The sequence below is a fragment of the Empedobacter sp. R750 genome, assembly GCF_030324345.1.
In the GTDB taxonomy this organism is placed as follows: domain Bacteria; phylum Bacteroidota; class Bacteroidia; order Flavobacteriales; family Weeksellaceae; genus Empedobacter; species Empedobacter falsenii_C.
In genome coordinates, this window is record NZ_JACAGF010000006.1 from 165,507 (window position 1) to 185,717 (window position 20,211).

The window sequence follows — 20,211 nt, forward strand, 5'->3', positions numbered from 1 at the left end:
AAATTTTAGTAAAGGTAAACACAAAAAAAAGACGAACTACAAGCGTTCGTCTTTTTGTTATGATAATGAAATATTTCTTAGAAAGTGTAAGTTACACCTGCATTCCAAGTTCTTCCATTCCCCCAGAAGTAACCGTAGTTATCTTTACGAGAAATGTATTGATCATTGAATAAGTTTTTGATGTTACCTCTAAATTTAATAGATTGACTATTTGTAATTTTAAAGTTGTAAGACATTCCTAAATCTACTGTAGCAAATGGGCTAATACTTGCATTTTTGTAGACTTGTCCATTAATATTTGCTTTTGCAACATCAGCAACGTTTACGTTTTCATATAAACGAGCATAGTAGTTAAAATCTGTATCAAAAGATAAAGCTTTTGTTACTTTAACTTTAGTACCCATACCAAATGTAAATTGAGCTGCATTACCTACTCTTACACCGTCTAAGTTACCTTTACCATTCTCTGTTCCAGCTACAATCTCTTGTGTATCTGTATCTTGAACTTGGTAAGTAAAATCTCCTTGGTATCTCCAATCTCCTGCAGAAGCATAACCTCTAACTGTCCAATCACGTGTTACTTTAGCATCAAAATCTACCTCTAAACCTTTGTGTACTTGAGATAAATTATTTAATAAATAACGAACATTAGAGTGTACTAAACCATTAGCATCTGTAAAATCTCTATCGTTGTAAGTATCTGCTCTATTATCCCATTCAGTGTAATATGCATTCACATTAACTCTTAATGTACGAGTTTTGTAACGGTAACCAGCTTCAACACTTTGAATCTCTTCATTTTTAACTGTTGGATCTACAAAAGTAACTGTATTACGTACAAACATATTATTTAAATATGGTTGACGAGAATATTTACCTCCATTAACAAAAACGCTATTTTCTTTATTTAAATTAATAGAGAAACCAGCTTTTAAATTATAACCAATTTCTGTACGCTCACCTGAATAAGCTTTACCGTTTTTGAATTTGATACCTTGTTTTTCTGCAGATTCTGCAGTATAGTTCCAGTTATCATATTTTTCATACTCTTGCCAAGATAAAGCACCTTGAAAGAATGCTGAGAATAATTCGTTTGAGTATTCAGCTTGTCCAAAGAAACCTTGGTAATTAATTCTCTCTGAATTATCAAATCCAATTCTCTCACTATGTTTAGCTCTATTGAATAAAGAATTCCAAGGGCTTGAGCTGAAAGTTTTATCAACTACATAGTCTTTTGAACGTTGCGCATTAGATGCAGCACGACCAGAAGCTCCTAATAAATTATTTAATTGTTGATAGTGTTCCCCTTGGTAGAAACGTAAATCTGTACCTACATTAAATACAAAACCTTTTTTTGTATCAAAAGTTAAGTTAGAAACTCCTCCGTACCAAAAGTGATTATTTACTGAAGAAGCTAAAACAGTTCCGTTATTTCCATTAGAAATTCCATCTTTTAATTCTTGATTCTTCGCTGCTATTACATCCCAATCAATTTCTCCATTAGATTTATAACCTCCATCAGTATATCCAGGACCATTACCTAAAGTACTTGTCCCTCCTCCTGTACCAGTAGATGCATAAATCACTGTAGACAAAGACAAGTTTTCGTTAATTGTAAAATCCCAGTTTAAGTTAGCTACTGGTTTGTGATAATAGTTTGTTTTAGCAGATAAAGATTCTCCATTATAGAAACCATAATTAGAGTTTCCTAAGCGACCCGTAATATCATAACCTGGAGTTGCAATAATACTTTTATTTACACCATTAACTTTAATATTACGATATTGAGTATCCATTGGTTTAGAATAGTTCTGACCATGTTCTTGCGGAGCACCAAAAATCATAAAGTTGAATGTATGACGTGCATTTGGTTTGAAACCTACAGAAACAAAGTAAGATTGACCTTTACCTTCTGTTCCACGTGCAAAACTTCTGTGAGCAGACCAGTTATCAAACATAAATGAAGCACCCCATTTACCTTTCATACCTGTATTATAACCAATAGTTTGTTTTTGGTATGAATCGTTACCTGTTAAGTAACGTACAAAACCACCTTCTTTTTTCTCAGTAGCTTTTGTTACGATATTTACAGTTCCTCCAACAGAAGAAATAGCTAATTTTGAAGATCCTAAACCACGTTGAGAATCAATAACATTTGCAATATCAGAAACAGACTGCCAGTTTGACCAATATAAACTACCGTTATCCATTCCGTTGATTGGTTGCCCATTCAATAAGAAAGCAGTATTTGATTGATCAAAACCACGCATATACATTTTTGCATCTCCAAAACCTGAAGCTTGGTCTGCAACATAAATAGATGGCGAATTTTTTAATAATTCTGGAAATTCTACATTTCCAACTCCTTTATCAAGGATTTCCTCTCTTGTAATAACTGTAGAAGCAACAGGAGTCTTACGATTCTCTGTAACGTCGATTACACCTTTACCAATGATTAATGTTTAACTTAAAGATACATTTTCGTCTTGTTCAACCTTTGTAGAATCTGTTGGTTCAACAACTTGAGCGAAAGATAATGATGCCGTTAAGGCAAAAGCTCCTACTAATAAAAGCTTTACTGAGTTTAACCTCATCTTATGAAATAGTTTAAATGTTTACCGCTGCAAAGTTGAGGTGTATATATGTTAAAACGACTACAAACGTTATGTTAATTAAGAATAATTATTACTTAAAAAATCAATTTTAAATGATTATAATATTTTTCTTAATATTTTATGAATATGAAAATCTAATTAAAATAAAATTACCATATAATAAGAATTTTAATTCTTTATCAAAAACAGACCAAATAAACAATAACACTTAAAAAAAACAATATGCATAATAATTCATTAACAATTGAATAATTATTCTTAAAATAAATTTATTTAGATTTATTATAAATTATATTTTAAGGTTTTATTAATTTAAGACAAATAATTCAGTCACAACACTTCATAAAAAAAGTGGACTTATTACTAAGTCCACTTGAATATGTTAAGAAATTCTAATTCTTATTAGAAGCTATAAGTAACACCAGCATTCCATGTTCTACCTACTGCATATCCGTATCCATTTCTATCAATTCTACTTACGTATTGATCATTGAATAAGTTACGAACGTTTCCTCTAAATTTGATTTTTTGTTTACCAAATTTGAATTCATATGCAACACCTGTATTAACTTTTGCAAATGGAGAGATTTTTTCAGCTTGATAAACTTCTCCTTTTAATGCACTTTTAACAACATCTTCTGGATTAACTTGTCCATAAGTACGAGCATTGTACATAAAATCTACATCCCAATATAAGTTTCTTGTAAAGTTAACTTTAGTTCCCATACCGAAAGTAAATTGAGCTGCTTCTCCGATATAAGTTCCTGTCAAATCAACATTTCCTTTTTCGAAAATTGTATCGTCATCAGTATACATCGATTCAAATGGAGTTTTTCCATCATACTTCCAATCACCATAAGATGCGAATCCATATAAGCTAAACATTTGAGAAACTTTAGCATCAAAATCAACTTCAACACCTTTGTGTAATTGTGTGATATCTGTATAAGATGTATAAATAGGACGAGTTGTGTTATCTGGTTGCGTTACAGAACCTGAAATTCCTAAGAAACGATTACCCCATTTTGTAGAATAAGCATTAATATTAACTCTTAAACCTCTTGTTTCGTATTTGTAACCTACTTCGAAACCAGTAATTTCTTCGTTATCTACATTTGGTTCACGTAAATCAACTTTGTTGTATTCGAATACATTATCTAAGAATGGTTGACGAGAATAACGTCCTGCGTTAGCAAAAACTGTATTTTCCTCGTTAATATTAACAGATAAACCTCCTTTTACATTCCATCCAGTTTTGTTTACTTTTTTAGAAGCTGTTTCTACACCTCCGTAGTTCCAAGTATCAAATTTTTGGTAGAATTGATTAGAGATTGCTCCTTGTCCAAATACTGTGAAAATATCATTAGAGTATTCAACTTGTCCAAAAGCTCCTTGATAATTAATATCTTCAGAATAATCTCTTGCTGTTCTTTGATCTTTTTTAGCCGATTTGAATAATGCAGACCAAGGATTTGTTCCAAAAGTTTCTGTTACAACAACTGTTTGATTGTTTGATTTATTCAATTCTGACCAACCTTTTAATCCGAACAAATTATTCATTTGTTGGAAGTGATTACCATGATAGAAACGGATATCAGCACCTAAGTTAAAGTTCCATCCTGTTTTAGTATCAAAGTTTAAGTTTGTTACACCTCCATACCAGAAGTGATTATTAACAGATGTACGGATAGCACCATTCGATACTGGTTTACCGTTTGCATCTTTACCTCCATTATTTCCAATACCGTCTGGATCTAATAAGTTATTGCTTTGAATTAAATCAAAATCAACTAATCCATTTTTCAATGTACTTGTTGCTTTACCAACTCCAGAAGTTCCTCCTCCTGTACCTGTAGAAGCATATAATACTGTAGACAAGTTCATGTTTTCATTAATTGTCCAGTCCCAGTTTAAGTTTGCTACTGGCTTGTGGTAAAAGTTAGTTCTTAAATTTTCTCCTTTACCGTTGAAATATCCGTAAGTTGTATTATACTTATTTCCGTATCCATACTTTTCTGCATCAGCCCATTGCTTCGTGTTTTTTGTAGAATAGTTTTGTCCGTGCTCTTGCGGCGCACCAAAAATCATAAAGTTAATGTTATGACGATCGTTTGGTTTATACCCTACAGAAACAAAATATGCTTGCGAATTTGCATTTGTTCCTTGAGCCCAAGATCTGTGCATAGTTGTTTGGTTAAACAAGAAAGAAGCTCCCCATTTACCTTTCATACCTGTATTGTAAGAAATAGTAGCACTCATGTAACTATCGTTACCTGTGTTTAATCTTACAAAACCTCCTTGCTTTTTATCTGTAGCTTTTGTTACCATATTTACAGTACCACCAACAGAAGAAATAGCTAATTTAGAAGATCCTAAACCACGTTGAATCTGAACTGCATTTGCAACTTCAGTCATTGCAGACCAGTTAGACCAATACAAGTTACCATCTTCCATACCATTAATTGGTTGTCCGTTCAATAAGTAAGCTGTATTTTGACTACTAAATCCACGTAAAAACATTTGAGAATCTCCAAAACCTCCCGCTTGTCCAGAAACATATACAGATGGAGTTGTAGCGAAGATTTCTGGGAAATCTACATTTCCTACCGCTTTATCTTCGATAGCTGCCTTACTAATTGTAGATACAGCAACTGGTGTTTTACGATCCTCTACGATATCGATAACCCCTTTACCAATGATTAATGTTTCTCCTAAAGATACGTTTTCGTCCTGTTCAACCTTTGTAGAATCTGTTGGTTCAACAACTTGGGCGAACGATAATGATGCCATTAAGGCAAAAGCTCCTACTAGTAAAAGCTTAGTTGAGTTTAACCTCATCTTTTGAAATAGTTTAAAAGTTTACTTCGGCAAATTTCTATACTTTAAATGAGATTATTGTTAAATTATGGTAAAATTTTATAAAATCAATTAACATCTTAAATATTAATTATTATATCTTATTCAAGATAGTTAATAAATTATCAATATTGTAAATTAGATGAAGTAATTATATTAAGTTTTAAAGATTTTTTAACATCTAATCAAAAATTAACATAATTAAAATGTTAATTTTTAACATTAATTATGGGAATACAATGATTTTTTTTTATCATTTCTGAAAAAGTTCAATCAAAAATTAGTTATTTAGAATTAGTATTAATAAAATAATCGCAATTAACATTTTTATTTATAAAACAATAGTTTTTAAAATATCGTTAATTTATAAAAATCACTTTTTAAAAAAAAGTTTTCATAGATCAAATAAAAAAATGTTAATTTTTAACAATATTAGTAATCTATAATTACCAACTAAATTTTAAATCTCCAATTTCGATCAAAATAATTGATGCAACTGGACGAATGATTAAAACAATAAATACAGAAAATTCTAACGGAAGTGTAAATCTTTCTAATTTATCTACAGGATTTTATGTAGCAAGATTTCAAGATGATAATGGAAATAGTGTTTCGCATAAATTTGTGTTGAAGTAATTTCATCATAAATAAAAAACAAAAAGCAAGCTATTATAGCTTGCTTTTATATTTTTGAAATTTATCTAAATCTTAGTCATTCAAACTTTGTAAGTAAGAAACCCAACCTAACGTTTGGTATTCTTTTGCCGCAGTTTTTACATCAGCAGCTTTGTAAATTCCACGACCAACAATCATAAAGTCTGTGTGGTAATTTTTGAAAACCAATTCTGGCGTATTGTACTGTTGTCCTTTGTTATCTCCAGTCGAAGAAATATTAACACCAGGCGTAAACAATAACAAGTTATCAGGAACTTGACGTTGTGCAACAGCTCCCAAAACATTTCCAGATTGTTCCGAAACATTAATCGCTTTTGTAAAGTAATAATCATCAGTCAATGTTCCTTTCGAAGACATTTCAACAATTGTGATAACACCTGTGTTTTCGAAAACTTTTAACGATTCTAAACCTCCAATTGGATGAACAGTTACTAAATCTGCCCAATCAGAAATTTTGTAAATCGATTTCTTAAATTGTAATTCTTGCGTATTTCCAATATCTCCAAACTTGCGATCTTCGAATAATAAGAATTCTTTTTCACGTGCGATTTTTTTCAACTCAACAATTAAGTTATCCGAAAAATCTTGAATAATATCTGAATGTAATTTTAACGCAACAATATGATCACCAACTTTTTTAGCGAAATCTATAATTTCTTCAGAAGTGATTAAATCAGCAGAAGCAATTAAGTTAGATTGTTTTTTCAACGCTAATTCAACCAAACGTTTTCCAACTGGATGTACAATTTTCTTGTCTTCCAAGGCAATACGTTGTTTTGCAGGAACCGCTTCTGGAGGTAAAGCTAAAAAGTCTTTGATTTTTTTCGCTTCCGCATCACTCAAACGGTGATATTTATGTAAAATATCGATTACTTCGTGAATTGTAAATAACGTTTTCACATTGTAACCTTGCTCTTTTAATTTTTCAGAACCGCCTTGCGCACGATCCAAAACAACAACCAAATCTTTTACACGTAAACCTTCGCGCTCAACTTGATCAATTGTTTCTAACAAAGATTGTCCAGAAGTAATCACATCTTCTACCAAAAGACAAGATTGTCCTTCCGCAAAGACACCTTCTACCATACGTTTAGTTCCGTAACCTTTATTTTCTTTACGTTTGATAATCAAAGGAATGTTCGATGTTAAACTCATTGTAGTTGCCATTGGCAAAGCTGCATAAGGCACACCACAAATCAAGTCGTATTCTACATCTTCAACTAAATCTAATAAGTTATTTGCTAAAGTTTTTAGTAATTGTGGACTCGAAGCTAAAGGTCTTAAATCGACATAGAAAGGAGATTCTATACCACTTTTTAAAGTAAAATTTCCAAATTTTATAATTCCCAGCTCATAAGCTTTCAATAAAAAATCTTCTCTTGGTTGCATCTGTGTAATGTTTGAGCAAAGTTAATAGGTTTTTGAGTCATTTATGGCATTTTCGCGAAAATTAATTTTAAGATGAATAAAAATTGAATATTTATACTGAATTGATTTATAATTTGTTCGAAAAATGAAATATTATGTATTTAAAATAAATGAAAATTTTTAATTAATATTATTTTTTATTGAATCAATAGTACATCTTATGTTTTCTAAATCTTCTTCGCTATTAAATGTAAAATTATCACCAAAAGGATCAATAGCTCTTGATATAAAAAAGAACTTTTTGTTATTTATTTTGATATAATTTAAATATGGAAGTACAAATTGATTAATTTCTTGAACTTCATTAAGATTAAATGTTTTTTTTGAAAATATCTTTTTAATTGTAAGTTGGTTAATGTTATTATCTAACACTATTTCATTAATCTGATAATTAATCCGAATAAAAACACAAAAAATTAGTATAAATGAAATACAAAAAATCAAGACATCATATTTATTATTTGCAATTATTTCGTCTAAATAAGTGAAAATAATTACTGAAGTAAATAGAATTAATATGTTTAAAACAATTATAATAAGTACATTATAAAAACTATTATATTTCCTACTAATATATTCTTTCATTTATAAGAATTAAATATTTACGTAAAAATATAATTTTTATGTAATTCAGAAAAGAAGTTTTCGTTCTACATTTTATAATAAAACTTCATAAAATAACTTTACTTTTGAAATCTATACAAACACAAATGAAAAAATATATATTCGCCAGCATCGCTTTTGTAAGTATGTTGGTTTCGGCACAAGAAACGCCTTTCAAATTCAAAGAATTAGTTAATAATTCAGCGCTTCCTATTATTTCGCAAGGAAAAACGGGAACGTGTTGGTCATTTTCTACAACTTCTTTTTTAGAATCGGAAGTGAAACGTTTGACAGGAAAAGATGTCGATTTATCGGAAATGTATAATGTGCGTTTTACTTACCCTGTAAAAGCTTATAATTATGTATATCGCCAAGGAAAAGCGCAATTTAGTGAAGGAGGTTTGTCGCATGATGTATTAAACTCGGTTCGTAAAAATGGATTAGTTCCAAACGAAGTTTATGCAGGTTTTGCGAATGGAACAGATGTAAAACATAACCATGAAATGTTGGTAAAGGATTTGAAAGTTGGATTAGATTCGATTGTAAAAAATCCTAAAAAATATTTAACTGCAGATTGGAAATCAAAATTTGATCAAAAATTGAATGATAAATTAGGGGTTCCTCCAACAAAATTCAAATTCGAAGGAAAAGAATATACGCCACAAGAATTTGCAAAATTTCTGAAAATTAATCCAGATGATTATGTAACCTTGACATCTTTTCAGCAAGCGCCATATTATTCGCAATTTATTTTACAAGTGCCAGATAATTTTTCAAATGGATCATACTATAATTTACCGTTAGATGAATATATGAAAGTTTTGGACGAAGCATTATATAAAGGATATACAGCAGCTTTTGATACAGATGTTTCTGAAAAAACATTTTCTAAAAAGTATGGAATGGCAATTTGGCCTTCAGAAGGTTTAGAATCAGATTATTTTGTTCAGATTTTACCTGAAAAATGGGTTTCTGCTGATGAACGTCAAGCGGCTTTTGAAGATTATTCGACAGAAGATGACCATTTAATGCATATTACAGGAATTTTGAAAGATCAATTGGGAAATCAATATTATGATGTAAAAAATTCTTGGGGAACAACAGATTTGGGAAATAATGGACACATTTATATGTCGAAACCATTTTTCAGAATGAAATCAATTGCTTATACAGTGCACAAAGATGCGTTGTCAAAAGAAGTGAAAAAGCAATTAGGTATAAAATAAAACCACTCACAAATGAATACATTAGAACAAGCGATTGAAAAGTTAGATTATAAAGGTTATTTGGATGTAGAAATTCCAAAAGGAATCGATTTGATTGCGGAAATCAATAAATTACGCAAAGAGAAAAATGCGGTGATCTTAGCGCATTATTATCAATCTGGAGAAATTCAGGATTTAGCAGATTATTTAGGTGATTCGTTACAATTGGCGCGTGCTGCTGCAAAAACTGAAGCCGATATGATCGTTTTTTGTGGTGTTCATTTTATGGCGGAAGCTGCGAAAATTGTTAATCCAACAAAAAAAGTCGTTTTACCCGATACAAAAGCGGGTTGTTCTTTAGCGGATTCTTGTTCGGCAGAAGGTTTACGTGGTTTACGTGAGCAACATCCAAATGCGATTGTGGTAAGTTACATCAATTGTGATGCGGGTGTTAAAGCAGAATCAGATATTATTGTGACGTCTTCGAATGCGGAAGCGATTATTAATTCGTTGCCAGAAGATCAAGAAATTATTTTTGCACCAGATCGTAATTTAGGACGTTATCTAAATCAAGTTTGTAATCGCAAAATGATTTTGTGGGATGGAGCTTGTATCGTACATGAAGCGTTTTCTTTGGAAAGAATTGCGCAACAAATGGCCGATCATCCAAATGCAAAATTAATTGCGCATCCAGAAGCGCAAGAAGATTTATTGAAATTTGCTCATTTCATTGGTTCAACTTCTCGCTTGTTAGATTATGTGGTAGAAAATGATGCACAAGAATTTATTGTGGCTACAGAAGAAGGAATTATACACGAAATGCAAAAACTTGCGCCGAATAAAACATTAATTCCTGCTTTGGTTCAAGATGAATCGTGTAATTGTTCTGAATGTTTTTACATGAAATTATCAACATTAGAAAAATTATATCTGTGCATGAAATATGAATTGCCGGAAATACAAATAGAAGAAGAATTGCGAGTGAAAGCATTAGCTGCAATTAATAGAATGTTAGATTTATCAGAGAAAATAAAATAATGGCTATTCAAGATGTTTTAGTCATTGGTTCTGGAATTGCTGGACTTTCTTATGCGCTGAAAATTGCGATTCGAAATCCTGATGCAAAAATTACCATTGTAACCAAAGCAAATAAAGACGAAACTAATACCAAATATGCGCAAGGCGGAGTCGCTGTTGTGAGCGATTTCGAGAAAGATAGTTTCGAGAAGCATATTGAAGATACGCTTCGTGCTGGAGATGGTTTGTGTAAGTTGGAAGCGGTTGAGGTTGTCGTAAAAGAAGCACCAGAACGCATCAATGAAATTATAGATTGGGGTGTTCGTTTTGATAAAGATAATGAAGGAATTTATGACCTTGGTCGTGAAGGAGGACATACCGAAAACCGAATTGTTCATCACAAAGATGTGACAGGTTGGGAAATTGAGCGCGCGATGTTAGAGGCAATCAAGGAATATCCAAATATTCAAGTTTTTACACATCATTTTGTGGTCGATTTGATTACAGAACATCATTTGAATCGTGATAGAGCCCAGAAAACAACATGTTTTGGCGCATATATTTTAGATTTGAATACCGATAAAGTTGAGCAACATTTAGCCAAAGTAACTTTGTTAGCAACAGGCGGAGTTGGTCATGTTTATAAAAATACGACGAATCCAATTATTGCAACTGGGGATGGAATTGGTTTGGCTCGACGCGCGAAAGCAACCGTTTCGGGAATGCAATTTATTCAGTTTCATCCAACGGCTTTTTACAGCGAATTTGATGGGCAATTGTTCTTAATTTCGGAAGCTGTTCGTGGTTTTGGTGCGAAATTGCGTACGAAAGATGGCGAATTGTTTATGCATAAATATGATGAACGTGAAGAATTGGCTTCGCGTGATATTGTGGCGCGTGCGATTGACAACGAAATGAAATTGCGTGGAGATGATTATGTTTATATTGATTGTCGACATTTAGAGAAAGAAAAATTCTTGGAGCATTTCCCCAATATTTACGAAAAATGTAAATCCGAAGGTTACGATATGTTCACCGAATTGGTTCCGGTTGTTCCAGCTTCGCATTATTTGTGCGGTGGAATTGATGTCGATTTAGAAGGAAAAACATCTATCGAGAATTTGTTTGCGGTTGGCGAATGTTCTAATACAGGTTTACATGGTGCAAATCGTTTGGCTTCGAATTCGTTGTTAGAAGCGATGGTTTTTGGTCATCGTGCAGCGTTAAAAACGGTCGATTTATTAAATGATAATCAATTTTCGATTTATAATTTTGAGTTTCCAGAATGGAACGAAGAAGGTATGAAAGTGCAAGAAGAATTAGTATTGATTTCTTATTTACGCAAACAATTACAAGCGATGATGAGCGAATTGGTCGGAATTGTACGAAGCGATAATCGTTTACAAATTGCGCAAAATCGTATCAATGAAATTGAAAAAATGGTCAAAGAAATTTATTATTTTACGATTGTTTCACCTAAAATTTTAGAACTTCGAAATTTGGTTGATGTCGCACATTTAATCATTGAGCAAAGTATCAATCAAAAAGAAAATCGAGGAACTTTTTACAACAAAGATTTTAATTAATGAAGAAGTTATATCTGTTCGTTACATGTTTTGCAATGAGTTTTTCTTTTGCTCAAAATTCGAAAGAAAAACAGAACGTAAGTTTGACTTTTGGTAAAGAAGCTAAGAAAGCTGTTGTGTATTTTGGTTGCGAAAATCTCAAAGAGAATAGCGAGTTACAAGCATGTATGAACAAAAACTTGAATCAAGATATTCAAACTCAAATTTCATTCTTTTCTAATATTGCTGATTATCTTCATATCGAAACTGCTCAATCTAAATTAGGTTTTAAAATTAATGAAGATGGTAATTTTGATGATGTCTCGACTGATGGTTCAAATCCAATTTTTAATAGTGTAGCATTGTCGAGTTTAGTTTTGTTGAACAATAAAATGGAACGAGCTAATCTGAAAATAACGCCTGCAAAAGGAGTCGATGGAAAAGCGGTTGCGATGAAATATACAATGCCTTTACGTTACGAATCGGCAGAAAAAAATAATGATTTTGAAACTTTCCCTTCAGAAAATCGTGTATTGTTTACTTTAAAAACTGATGAAGAAACGATTGAAGTAAGAATTGATAAAGAATTTAATTTAACAACTTTTGGTAATAATGGAAGTCGAGAATATTATTTAGGAAAGTTTTCTAATCTTTTCGAAATGGCTTCTATTGATCCTTATGCAACTGCTTTTGATGCGGCTTTCAAATCTGGAACGATTGATATTACAAAAGGTAAAATTGATGACAAAGAATATAAACTTCAAATCAAAAATTTCTTCGAAAATGATCCTTCTGCACAAGTGTTAATTACAGTTGTACGTGAAGAAAACGGTACTTGGGCAGAGTATTACGAATACAAAACCAAGAAAGAATTTAATCAATCAAAATTTGCATCCTTAACATATAGATAATGAATTTTCCTCCATATATCACACAAGAAAAATTACAACTTTTTATTCGTCAAGCTTTTTTAGAAGACGTTGGCGATGGCGATCATTCAACGTTAGCGTCGGTTCCGTATGATGCAATTCAAGAAGCTGAACTGAAAGTGAAAGATAACGGAATAATCGCTGGAATTGAATTAGCAAAAATTATTTTCGATACGTTTGATCCTTCTTTAAAAATAGAACAATATAAAAATGATGGCGATAAAGTACAATTTGGTGATATTGCGTTCAAAGTGAAAGGGTCTTCACAATCAATTTTGACTTGTGAGCGATTAGTGTTAAATTGTATGCAGAGAATGTCTGGAATTGCGACTTATGCACATGAAATGATGGAATTGGTGAGCGGTACAAATGCCAAAATTTTGGATACACGCAAAACAACACCTAATTTCCGTATGTTCGAAAAATGGGCTGTTAAAATTGGAGGAGCCGAAAACCATCGTTTTGGTTTATACGATATGGTGATGTTAAAAGATAATCATGTCGATTTTTGTGGAAATATTACAAAAGCAGTTGCGCAAACCAAAGATTATTTAGCAAAACATCATTTACATTTAAAGATAGAAGTGGAAACGCGCAATATGGATGAGGTAAAAGAGGCTTTGGAGGCAAATGTTGATTTTATTATGTTGGATAATTTTGATCTTGAAACGATGAAAGAAGCCGTTCAATATATAAATGGGCGAATAAAAACAGAAGCATCTGGAGGAATTACAAAAGAATCTGTTCGTGCAATTGCCGAAACTGGTGTTGATTTTATTTCTTCTGGTGCAATTATTCATTCAGCTCCCAACTTTGACTTGAGTTTAAAAGCTGTTAAGGCTTAGTTTTTTAACAATTTTTCTTAAAAGTTTGCATTTGAGTAAAAGAGAATGTCTATTTTATCAGAATTTAAAATATTTAAATTTTGTATAACTGAAAACTTCAAAAAAATATAAAGCAAGCTATTTACAGCTTGCTTTTTGTTTTTTATTTATCTTAATAACCTAGTTTTCTTTATTCCTGATTTCAAGAAAAATTCATTCAATAAATCCATTTTCTGCATACATTCATCACCTAAGTCAATTTCTTTATTACTTGATCTAAAAGCATTACAGTCAAAACATATTTCAATATACTCTAATAAATTATCATCTTTGTCTAAAAACAATATAGCATTATTAGGCATATAACACCCTGAAGACATGCGAACATTTGAATCTTTCAAGTATCCATAATTAAAAATTAGATTAGTTAATTCATCTTTTTGAGAAGAATTTAGTTCAACATAATCTTCAAATCTTAATTTATCAAACAACGATTTATCCTCTTCCATACTTACAAAATAACTCCACATTTCACCACCTGCAACACCTGGTTTTTGTTGATGATACGTTGCTAAAACTATTTTTTCTGATATATTATAAGGATAAATTTTATTTCTTTCAGTAACAGTTAATTTATCTTGTTTTACACAAGACATATTTTTATAAAACAACTTTTCTTTGTATTGACTTCCACAACTTGTTAATATAAAAAATACTATTAGTAAAATACTATATCTACTCATTACTTGAACACAAATTTATGTGAAACACTATTTCCATTATAATCTTGAAATGTTGCGATATAAAATCCTGTAGATAAATTAGAAAGATTTACACTTCCATTAGAATTTTCAGTATTTATTGTTTTAATCATTCGTCCTGTTGCATCAATTATTTTGATCGAAATTGGAGATTTAAAATTTAGTTGGTAATTCAATGTTTTATTTGAAACATAAATTTTAGACGAATTTTTATCAAAATCTTTTGTTCCTAAAGTTGAAATTTTAGCCGCTTCAACCACATATTCTATCCCTAATTTTGTAAACTTCGCCGCATGCGTAGACGTACTTCCCATAAACGCATAAGTATCTCCGGTTGTGTGTATATTAGGATTATCTTCTCCCATTTTAGACTCGAAAGGTAAAGTCGCCGCATAACCATTTTCCGACCAACTCGCATGATCTGAGCATCCATAACCACATTTTGAAGTATCATACGTGAATTGATGTAAACCCGTTTTGTTGTATTCGTCCATCAATTTCATCAAAAACGAATTGAGATTTGCATCACAATAAGCATCCGTCATCAAAATAACATCTTTCGTAGAACCTTTGTAATTCGTCATATCAAATTGTACATAACCTATTACATTTTTATTCTCCGAAGCGTATTTCTGCGCAATTTCTTTCGATCCTACCAAACCTATTTCTTCTGCAGCATAAGCCATAATTTCGGTAGTTCGTTGCGGTTTGAAATTATTTTTCAACAAAACACGTAAAACTTCGGTAATTGTTGCAATTCCCGATGCATTATCATCTGCTCCTGGCGCAAAAGTCTGATTTGCATTCCAACCAACAGTCGAATCGGCGTGACCTCCAATAATCACAAATTCATCTTTCTTTTCAATTCCATTAAAAGTCAAAATCAACGATTTCATTGGTGTATTCACATGATCAACGATTCTTACAGCAACATCTGTTCGTCCTGCATCAGTAATCATTTTTTCCCAAACTTCTTTCAATTTAAGAACCGCATCATTTGCTTCTTGTCGTGTATGATAACGCGTTTTGAAACCTTCTAACATCAAAATTGTTTTCTCAATTTCTTTCACATCAACATCATTCAAAGCCGTAGTTATAAAAGCTTGTTCTGATATTGTATAATTGAAAGGTGCTTTTTTCTGAGATGGCTTTTCTTGAAGTGATTGAAGTGCATCTTCTTTCGAATTTTGAAAAACATAACCATGTCCATGTGCAAATTTTCCGTGCAAACTTTCAGCAATTGCAGGATGAAAATAAATTGCAGATAAATTATCTTTCGAAGATATTAGATCAATTGAATCTGCATGATTTTTTTGTAAAAAAATTGCATTCTCTGTCTCCATTGTCGCAAAAATGAAGTTTTCTTTGGATTGCCCAAAAGAAAAAATAGCATGGAATAAAAAAGGCGTAAGGAATAAAAATTTATTTCTCATAAAATCATATTAGTGTTAAAACAAATATATGATTAATAATATTTTATCAGATTTATTTGAAATAAAAAAATCCATCGAAAGATGGATTTTTTTATTAATATTTTAATTGAAACTTTATATAAGTAATCTTTTTACCTTCTTCCAAAAACTTCGATTCGTAGTATGTTTGTACTTCCGTTACAATTGCAGGAATATCCGAATGATCTGGATGATAAACATCGTGTGTAGAACGAATCACTTCGTGACCTTCAATGTGAATAACACCATGTGTATACCCATGTAAAAATTCAGAATCCGTTTTTAAGTTTACTGTTCCTTCTGGTTTCAAGATTGTATTGTAACGTCTCAAAAATTCAGGATCTGTCAAACGATGTTTTGTTCTTCTGTATTTGATTTGTGGATCTGGGAAAGTAATCCAAATTTCGCTCACTTCATTTTCTGCAAAAAGATGATCGATAATTTCGATTTGAGTTCGAAGAAATCCAGCATTTTCTATTCCTTCATCCAAACAAGTCTTAGCACCACGCCAAAATCTTGATCCTTTAATATCTACTCCGATAAAATTACGATCCTTGTCACGACGCGCCATTGCAACTGTATATTCTCCTTTTCCGCATCCAAGTTCTAACACAATTGGATTATCGTTCTTGAAAAATTCTTTGTTCCAATTTCCTTTTAATGCAAACTCATTAATCGCCTCTTCTCGTGTTGGTTGAACAACATTCTGAAAAGTTTTATTTTCGTTAAATCTTCTGATTTTATCTTTTCCCATTTCGGATATATTTTGCGCGAAATTACGAGATTTTGATTAATCTAAAAAACTGTTCTGAAAACACATAAATATCATCAAATAGTATTTATGTAAAAAGGTTTATTATTTTTGTATTGAAAAACTAAAATTAGAAAAATGGATTTTATCAAACAATTTCATAGTGGCTGGGCTTATCTTGTGATTTTGATGGGCGTTATCTTTGTGATTTCAACATTAATTTATGCGATTTCTAAAAAAGATACAAACGCAACAATTAAAAAAATCGGGTTATTTACAACCATTACTTTTCACGTTCAATTATTACTTGGATTAGTCTATTATATTATGATGTTTTCTGCTTTAGAACCATCAGGAATAATGAAAGATTCTGGCTTGAGATTAACTTTTGTTGAACACCCTATGATGATGATTGCAGGTGTTGTTTTTATGACAATTGCTAATGCAAAATTGAAACGATCTACAACTGTACCAATGAGCGTTGCAGTCTTTGCAATTATTGGTTTAGTTTGTATTTTAAGTAGAATTCCTTACCATGTTTGGTTTGCTTAAAAATTTAGAATAAATTCATAGAAAAGAGTATTAAGTTATTAATACTCTTTTTATATTTTTATGTGATTTATAATTTTTTTATTCTAATTTCGTTATTAACAAGTCGCTAAAGCTTTCTTTTAAATTTTAAGAATCTTTGGCACTCCATTTGAAATAGACTTGTACAAACTAAGAAATAAAATGAAATATATAAAATATCTATTCTCTTTGCTTTTGGTTTTAGTAGCTTTTAACCTAAGTGCCCAAGATTTTCATACAGCAAATATCAAGGTTGATTACGAACAAGAAACCGGAACTTTAAACATAACCGCGCGTACATTTACAAATCAGTTAGAAAAAGCAGTTGGTGCAGATGTTTCGAACAAATCTAACTTTGAGAACAAGTTGAAAGCGTATGTAAATAGTAAAGTTGATGTCAAAGTAAATGGAAAAGCTTTGGGAACTTCGTATTATGGTTATCAGGTAAATGATAAATCTACACGAGTTTTCTTTAAGTTTGATAAAATTTCTGATATCAGCTCTATAGAACTAAAAGTCGCTTTGTTGACAGATATTTTTAATGATCAACAAAACATTGTAACTTTTGATGTCAAAAATAAAAAAGACACAAAAGTATTAACAGGAAATAACGACACCGTAAAGATGTCTTTCTAATAAAGCAAAAGCCTTCCGAAATCGGAAGGCTTTTTTATTTCAAATACATTTAATAATTATCTCTAATCATTCGTAATAACTTTTCGTTCTCATTTCGAATCCAAGATAAATCTTTGATCGAATTATTATTCATCAAACTAAAAATTAATGTTCTTCCAGATTTAGTTTTCAAATAACCACTCAACGTTACATTATTGTTCAACGTTCCTGTTTTGGCGTAAATATAAGGCTGCGTTGAATCTTTGTATCTATTTTTGATTGTTCCCGTTTTACCGCCGATTGGGAAAATAGAAAACAAACGTTGTTCTGGAAATTCGTTATACATTTTCCCTAAAACTTGTGCAAAACTTTGTGGTGTAAACAAATTATAACGCGATAATCCCGAACCGTCAAACCATTCTGGCTGTTGTTTCAAATCATTCAATAAATATCTTTTCGAATAGGTAATCGTTTCAGAAGCGCTCAGTTTTCCTGGCAAAGTACTCGAAGCTAAAATCAATAAATGTTCAGCCAAAAAATTATCGCTATTTTCCATCATTTCGCGGTAAACATCATCTGATTTCTGACTATAAAACACTTTCGGATTATTAACCATTGGCGTTTTGACCATATCAACAGGTTTACCCAAAATTTGCGACAACGATTTTTCTATCACTGTTTCATTCACAATAAAAGGAACTTTTTCTGTTCGTTTTTTATTGCTGATATAAAATTTATTATCATAGAAATTCCTCGGCTCTGGCATTTCTCTAATTTCTGTCAATTCTTCAAAATATGTCGGAAATGTTTTGATTGAACTTCCATTTTTCGAAATTGAAACTAAATTTTCATGAATCGGAAACTGACTTCTTTCTGGTGCATAATCTTTTCTAAAATCGTCCCAAGTCCAACCTGGTAAAAAAGATTCTTCGTCGAAATTATTCCAATGAAAAACAATTTTAGAACCATTATTTTTCAGGAAATCTAACGCTCGTGTATTTTTATATTTTGGATGCAAAAAAGTTGGATCTCCAGTTCCTTCAATATGCAATTCGTCACCAATCAACTGATATTTGAATGCTGGAATCGAATCATTCAACATTTTCATCGCTGTATACAACGTAAAAATTTTGGTGTTAGATGCTGGAATAAAAAATTTGTTTCCGTTATAATTATAAATTTCTTCTTTCGTGATTGGATCATACAAATAAAATCCTGTGAATTGAGTGGAATAAAAATCAGAATTGAGATGTTTCTCAATTAATTCGGTCTGTGCAAAAAGATGCACAGACAAAAAAATTGATAATATGGTAAGTAAATACTTCATTAATCTTTGTTCTCGAAAGGAATTGTTGACGAGTTCGATTCGTTTTTAATAATCATTTCTGTATGTGGATAAGGCATCGAGATATTATTGTCGTCTAACGCATATTTCACTGCACGATACAATTGCCAATAAGCCGTCCAATAATCACTATTTTTCACATAACAACGCACAGCCAAATTCACAGAACTTGCAGCAAATTCTAGAATCTCAACCGTTTTAGATTGTGTATCATCAACCAATTCATTTTTCTCTAAAACATTCAACAAAACTTCGCGCGCTTTGTCAAAATCATCATCATAAGAAATACCAACATTTACATCTAATCGTCGATATTCTTTTACAGAATAATTGGTAATTGGATTGTTAAATAAATTCCCGTTTGGCAAAGTTATGATCTGTCCTTTTGCAGTTGCAATTACTGTATTTAGTAAATTTATCGACTCTACACTTCCTTCATTTCCTTGCGATACGATATAATCTCCAACTTTGAAAGGTTTGAAAAGAATAATTAAAATTCCTGCTGCAAAATTTGACAAAGAACCTTGCAAAGCTAAACCAACTGCTAAACCAACACCTCCTAAAGCTGCAACAAAACCAGAAGCATTAAAACCTAATCGTCCTACAACAAAAGTTAATACAATAGCTTTGAATAATATATTAAGAATTGGAATTAAAAACGTGCGAATTGATAAATCGACATTTCGTGCAACCATTCTTTTTTCGATTAACTTGACAAGTTTACCTGTTACCCAAAAACCAATTATTAAGGTTAATAAAGCAGAAACTAAGCTCCATCCAACCTCAGAACCTTTCGTTAATAACCATTGTGTAAAGTTTTCTAAATCCTTAAATGGAGTTGTTATTACATCTTGCAAACTATCTACTTTGTCTTGCTCTTGCATAATTATTCTTTTTTATTAGTAATTCAGTTGATAAAATTAGTTCCAATCTAACATCTTTTCAAAAAAATAGAAAAATTATCATTTTTTTTAACTAATTTTAATAAATATGAATATTGG

Annotated in this window: 18 protein-coding genes; 8 read left to right on the plus strand and 10 right to left on the minus strand. The window is 31.3% G+C overall.

Annotated elements, in window-relative coordinates:
• Positions 1-77 precede the first annotated feature (77 nt).
• The 3 genes from HXZ74_RS08365 to HXZ74_RS08375 all read right to left on the minus strand — a co-directional run bounded on the left by HXZ74_RS08365 (position 78) and on the right by HXZ74_RS08375 (position 5,453).
• Complete coding sequence (locus tag HXZ74_RS08365) at positions 78-2,456, minus strand: TonB-dependent receptor (RefSeq protein ID WP_353655979.1); 2,379 nt, start codon at positions 2,454-2,456, stop codon at positions 78-80.
• A 6-nt stretch (positions 2,457-2,462) separates the two neighbouring features.
• Positions 2,463-2,594 carry a hypothetical protein gene (locus tag HXZ74_RS08370; protein ID WP_262487870.1) on the minus strand — a complete coding sequence of 44 codons (132 nt, stop codon included), beginning with the start codon at positions 2,592-2,594 and terminating at the stop codon, positions 2,463-2,465.
• A 423-nt stretch (positions 2,595-3,017) separates the two neighbouring features.
• The gene (locus HXZ74_RS08375; protein ID WP_038336427.1) at positions 3,018-5,453 is read right to left on the minus strand and encodes a TonB-dependent receptor; all 2,436 of its coding nucleotides are present in this window, start codon (positions 5,451-5,453) and stop codon (positions 3,018-3,020) included.
• A 456-nt stretch (positions 5,454-5,909) separates the two neighbouring features.
• Here HXZ74_RS08375 and HXZ74_RS08380 point away from each other — a divergent pair, with 456 nt between their 5' ends.
• Complete coding sequence (locus HXZ74_RS08380; protein ID WP_286474876.1) at positions 5,910-6,107, plus strand: T9SS type A sorting domain-containing protein; 198 nt, start codon at positions 5,910-5,912, stop codon at positions 6,105-6,107.
• Positions 6,108-6,179: 72 nt separating this feature from the next.
• On the opposite strand, the gene HXZ74_RS08385 is transcribed toward HXZ74_RS08380, so the two are convergent.
• Both HXZ74_RS08385 and HXZ74_RS08390 read right to left on the minus strand, forming a co-directional pair.
• Complete coding sequence (locus tag HXZ74_RS08385; protein WP_286474853.1) at positions 6,180-7,535, minus strand: orotate phosphoribosyltransferase; 1,356 nt, start codon at positions 7,533-7,535, stop codon at positions 6,180-6,182.
• A 159-nt stretch (positions 7,536-7,694) separates the two neighbouring features.
• On the minus strand, positions 7,695-8,159 hold the full coding sequence (locus tag HXZ74_RS08390) for a hypothetical protein (protein WP_038337114.1): 465 nt from the start codon (positions 8,157-8,159) through the stop codon (positions 7,695-7,697).
• Positions 8,160-8,284: 125 nt separating this feature from the next.
• Between HXZ74_RS08390 and HXZ74_RS08395 the strand changes: the two genes are divergently transcribed.
• Genes HXZ74_RS08395 through nadC form a run of 5 tightly spaced genes read left to right on the plus strand, consistent with a single transcriptional unit; the run spans position 8,285 to position 13,738 of the window.
• Positions 8,285-9,403 carry a C1 family peptidase gene (locus HXZ74_RS08395; protein WP_286474855.1) on the plus strand — a complete coding sequence of 373 codons (1,119 nt, stop codon included), beginning with the start codon at positions 8,285-8,287 and terminating at the stop codon, positions 9,401-9,403.
• A 12-nt stretch (positions 9,404-9,415) separates the two neighbouring features.
• A complete protein-coding gene (gene nadA, locus HXZ74_RS08400) occupies positions 9,416-10,420 on the plus strand; it encodes a quinolinate synthase NadA (RefSeq protein ID WP_286474858.1) in 1,005 nt (334 codons plus the stop codon).
• The gene (gene nadB / locus HXZ74_RS08405; RefSeq protein WP_286474863.1) at positions 10,420-11,985 is read left to right on the plus strand and encodes an L-aspartate oxidase; all 1,566 of its coding nucleotides are present in this window, start codon (positions 10,420-10,422) and stop codon (positions 11,983-11,985) included. The genes nadA and nadB overlap by 1 nt, the downstream gene beginning before the upstream one ends.
• A complete protein-coding gene (locus HXZ74_RS08410) occupies positions 11,985-12,875 on the plus strand; it encodes a hypothetical protein (protein WP_125349585.1) in 891 nt (296 codons plus the stop codon). Before nadB ends, HXZ74_RS08410 begins: the two co-directional genes overlap by 1 nt.
• Positions 12,875-13,738: a carboxylating nicotinate-nucleotide diphosphorylase gene (gene nadC / locus HXZ74_RS08415; protein ID WP_286474865.1), complete on the plus strand. Its 864-nt coding sequence runs from the start codon at positions 12,875-12,877 to the stop codon at positions 13,736-13,738. The genes HXZ74_RS08410 and nadC overlap by 1 nt, the downstream gene beginning before the upstream one ends.
• Positions 13,739-13,884: 146 nt before the next feature.
• Here the strand turns inward: nadC and HXZ74_RS08420 are convergent, their stop codons facing one another.
• The 3 genes from HXZ74_RS08420 to trmB all read right to left on the minus strand — a co-directional run bounded on the left by HXZ74_RS08420 (position 13,885) and on the right by trmB (position 16,683).
• Positions 13,885-14,460 carry a hypothetical protein gene (locus HXZ74_RS08420; RefSeq protein WP_038337120.1) on the minus strand — a complete coding sequence of 192 codons (576 nt, stop codon included), beginning with the start codon at positions 14,458-14,460 and terminating at the stop codon, positions 13,885-13,887.
• Positions 14,460-15,911, minus strand: a complete 1,452-nt coding sequence (locus tag HXZ74_RS08425; protein WP_286474867.1) for a M20/M25/M40 family metallo-hydrolase — start codon at positions 15,909-15,911, stop codon at positions 14,460-14,462. The genes HXZ74_RS08420 and HXZ74_RS08425 overlap by 1 nt, the downstream gene beginning before the upstream one ends.
• A 94-nt stretch (positions 15,912-16,005) precedes the next feature.
• On the minus strand, positions 16,006-16,683 hold the full coding sequence (gene trmB / locus HXZ74_RS08430) for a tRNA (guanosine(46)-N7)-methyltransferase TrmB (RefSeq protein WP_038337121.1): 678 nt from the start codon (positions 16,681-16,683) through the stop codon (positions 16,006-16,008).
• Between the two features lie 135 nt (positions 16,684-16,818).
• Between trmB and HXZ74_RS08435 the strand changes: the two genes are divergently transcribed.
• A complete protein-coding gene (locus HXZ74_RS08435; protein WP_125349592.1) occupies positions 16,819-17,232 on the plus strand; it encodes a hypothetical protein in 414 nt (137 codons plus the stop codon).
• Between the two features lie 180 nt (positions 17,233-17,412).
• On the plus strand, positions 17,413-17,886 hold the full coding sequence (locus HXZ74_RS08440) for a DUF6702 family protein (protein WP_180905404.1): 474 nt from the start codon (positions 17,413-17,415) through the stop codon (positions 17,884-17,886).
• 49 nt (positions 17,887-17,935) lie between these two features.
• Here HXZ74_RS08440 and HXZ74_RS08445 read toward each other — a convergent pair whose 3' ends face one another.
• Together HXZ74_RS08445 and HXZ74_RS08450 are read right to left on the minus strand one after the other, a co-directional pair.
• A complete protein-coding gene (locus tag HXZ74_RS08445; RefSeq protein ID WP_280062784.1) occupies positions 17,936-19,192 on the minus strand; it encodes a D-alanyl-D-alanine carboxypeptidase in 1,257 nt (418 codons plus the stop codon).
• Complete coding sequence (locus HXZ74_RS08450) at positions 19,192-20,094, minus strand: mechanosensitive ion channel family protein (protein WP_180905406.1); 903 nt, start codon at positions 20,092-20,094, stop codon at positions 19,192-19,194. The genes HXZ74_RS08445 and HXZ74_RS08450 overlap by 1 nt, the downstream gene beginning before the upstream one ends.
• Positions 20,095-20,211 lie beyond the last annotated feature (117 nt).

Excerpts from the sequence above, each read along its gene's own strand:
- HXZ74_RS08370 (WP_262487870.1), bottom strand. The coding sequence starts at position 2,594 with ATGAGGTTAAACTCAGTAAAGCTTTTATTAGTAGGAGCTTTTGCCTTA.
- HXZ74_RS08375 (WP_038336427.1), bottom strand. The coding sequence starts at position 5,453 with ATGAGGTTAAACTCAACTAAGCTTTTACTAGTAGGAGCTTTTGCCTTA.
- HXZ74_RS08385 (WP_286474853.1), bottom strand. The coding sequence starts at position 7,535 with ATGCAACCAAGAGAAGATTTTTTATTGAAAGCTTATGAGCTGGGAATT.
- HXZ74_RS08390 (WP_038337114.1), bottom strand. The coding sequence starts at position 8,159 with ATGAAAGAATATATTAGTAGGAAATATAATAGTTTTTATAATGTACTT.
- HXZ74_RS08395 (WP_286474855.1), top strand. The coding sequence starts at position 8,285 with ATGAAAAAATATATATTCGCCAGCATCGCTTTTGTAAGTATGTTGGTT.
- nadA (WP_286474858.1), top strand. The coding sequence starts at position 9,416 with ATGAATACATTAGAACAAGCGATTGAAAAGTTAGATTATAAAGGTTAT.
- nadB (WP_286474863.1), top strand. The coding sequence starts at position 10,420 with ATGGCTATTCAAGATGTTTTAGTCATTGGTTCTGGAATTGCTGGACTT.
- HXZ74_RS08410 (WP_125349585.1), top strand. The coding sequence starts at position 11,985 with ATGAAGAAGTTATATCTGTTCGTTACATGTTTTGCAATGAGTTTTTCT.
- nadC (WP_286474865.1), top strand. The coding sequence starts at position 12,875 with ATGAATTTTCCTCCATATATCACACAAGAAAAATTACAACTTTTTATT.
- HXZ74_RS08420 (WP_038337120.1), bottom strand. The coding sequence starts at position 14,460 with ATGAGTAGATATAGTATTTTACTAATAGTATTTTTTATATTAACAAGT.
- HXZ74_RS08425 (WP_286474867.1), bottom strand. The coding sequence starts at position 15,911 with ATGAGAAATAAATTTTTATTCCTTACGCCTTTTTTATTCCATGCTATT.
- trmB (WP_038337121.1), bottom strand. The coding sequence starts at position 16,683 with ATGGGAAAAGATAAAATCAGAAGATTTAACGAAAATAAAACTTTTCAG.
- HXZ74_RS08435 (WP_125349592.1), top strand. The coding sequence starts at position 16,819 with ATGGATTTTATCAAACAATTTCATAGTGGCTGGGCTTATCTTGTGATT.
- HXZ74_RS08440 (WP_180905404.1), top strand. The coding sequence starts at position 17,413 with ATGAAATATATAAAATATCTATTCTCTTTGCTTTTGGTTTTAGTAGCT.
- HXZ74_RS08445 (WP_280062784.1), bottom strand. The coding sequence starts at position 19,192 with ATGAAGTATTTACTTACCATATTATCAATTTTTTTGTCTGTGCATCTT.
- HXZ74_RS08450 (WP_180905406.1), bottom strand. The coding sequence starts at position 20,094 with ATGCAAGAGCAAGACAAAGTAGATAGTTTGCAAGATGTAATAACAACT.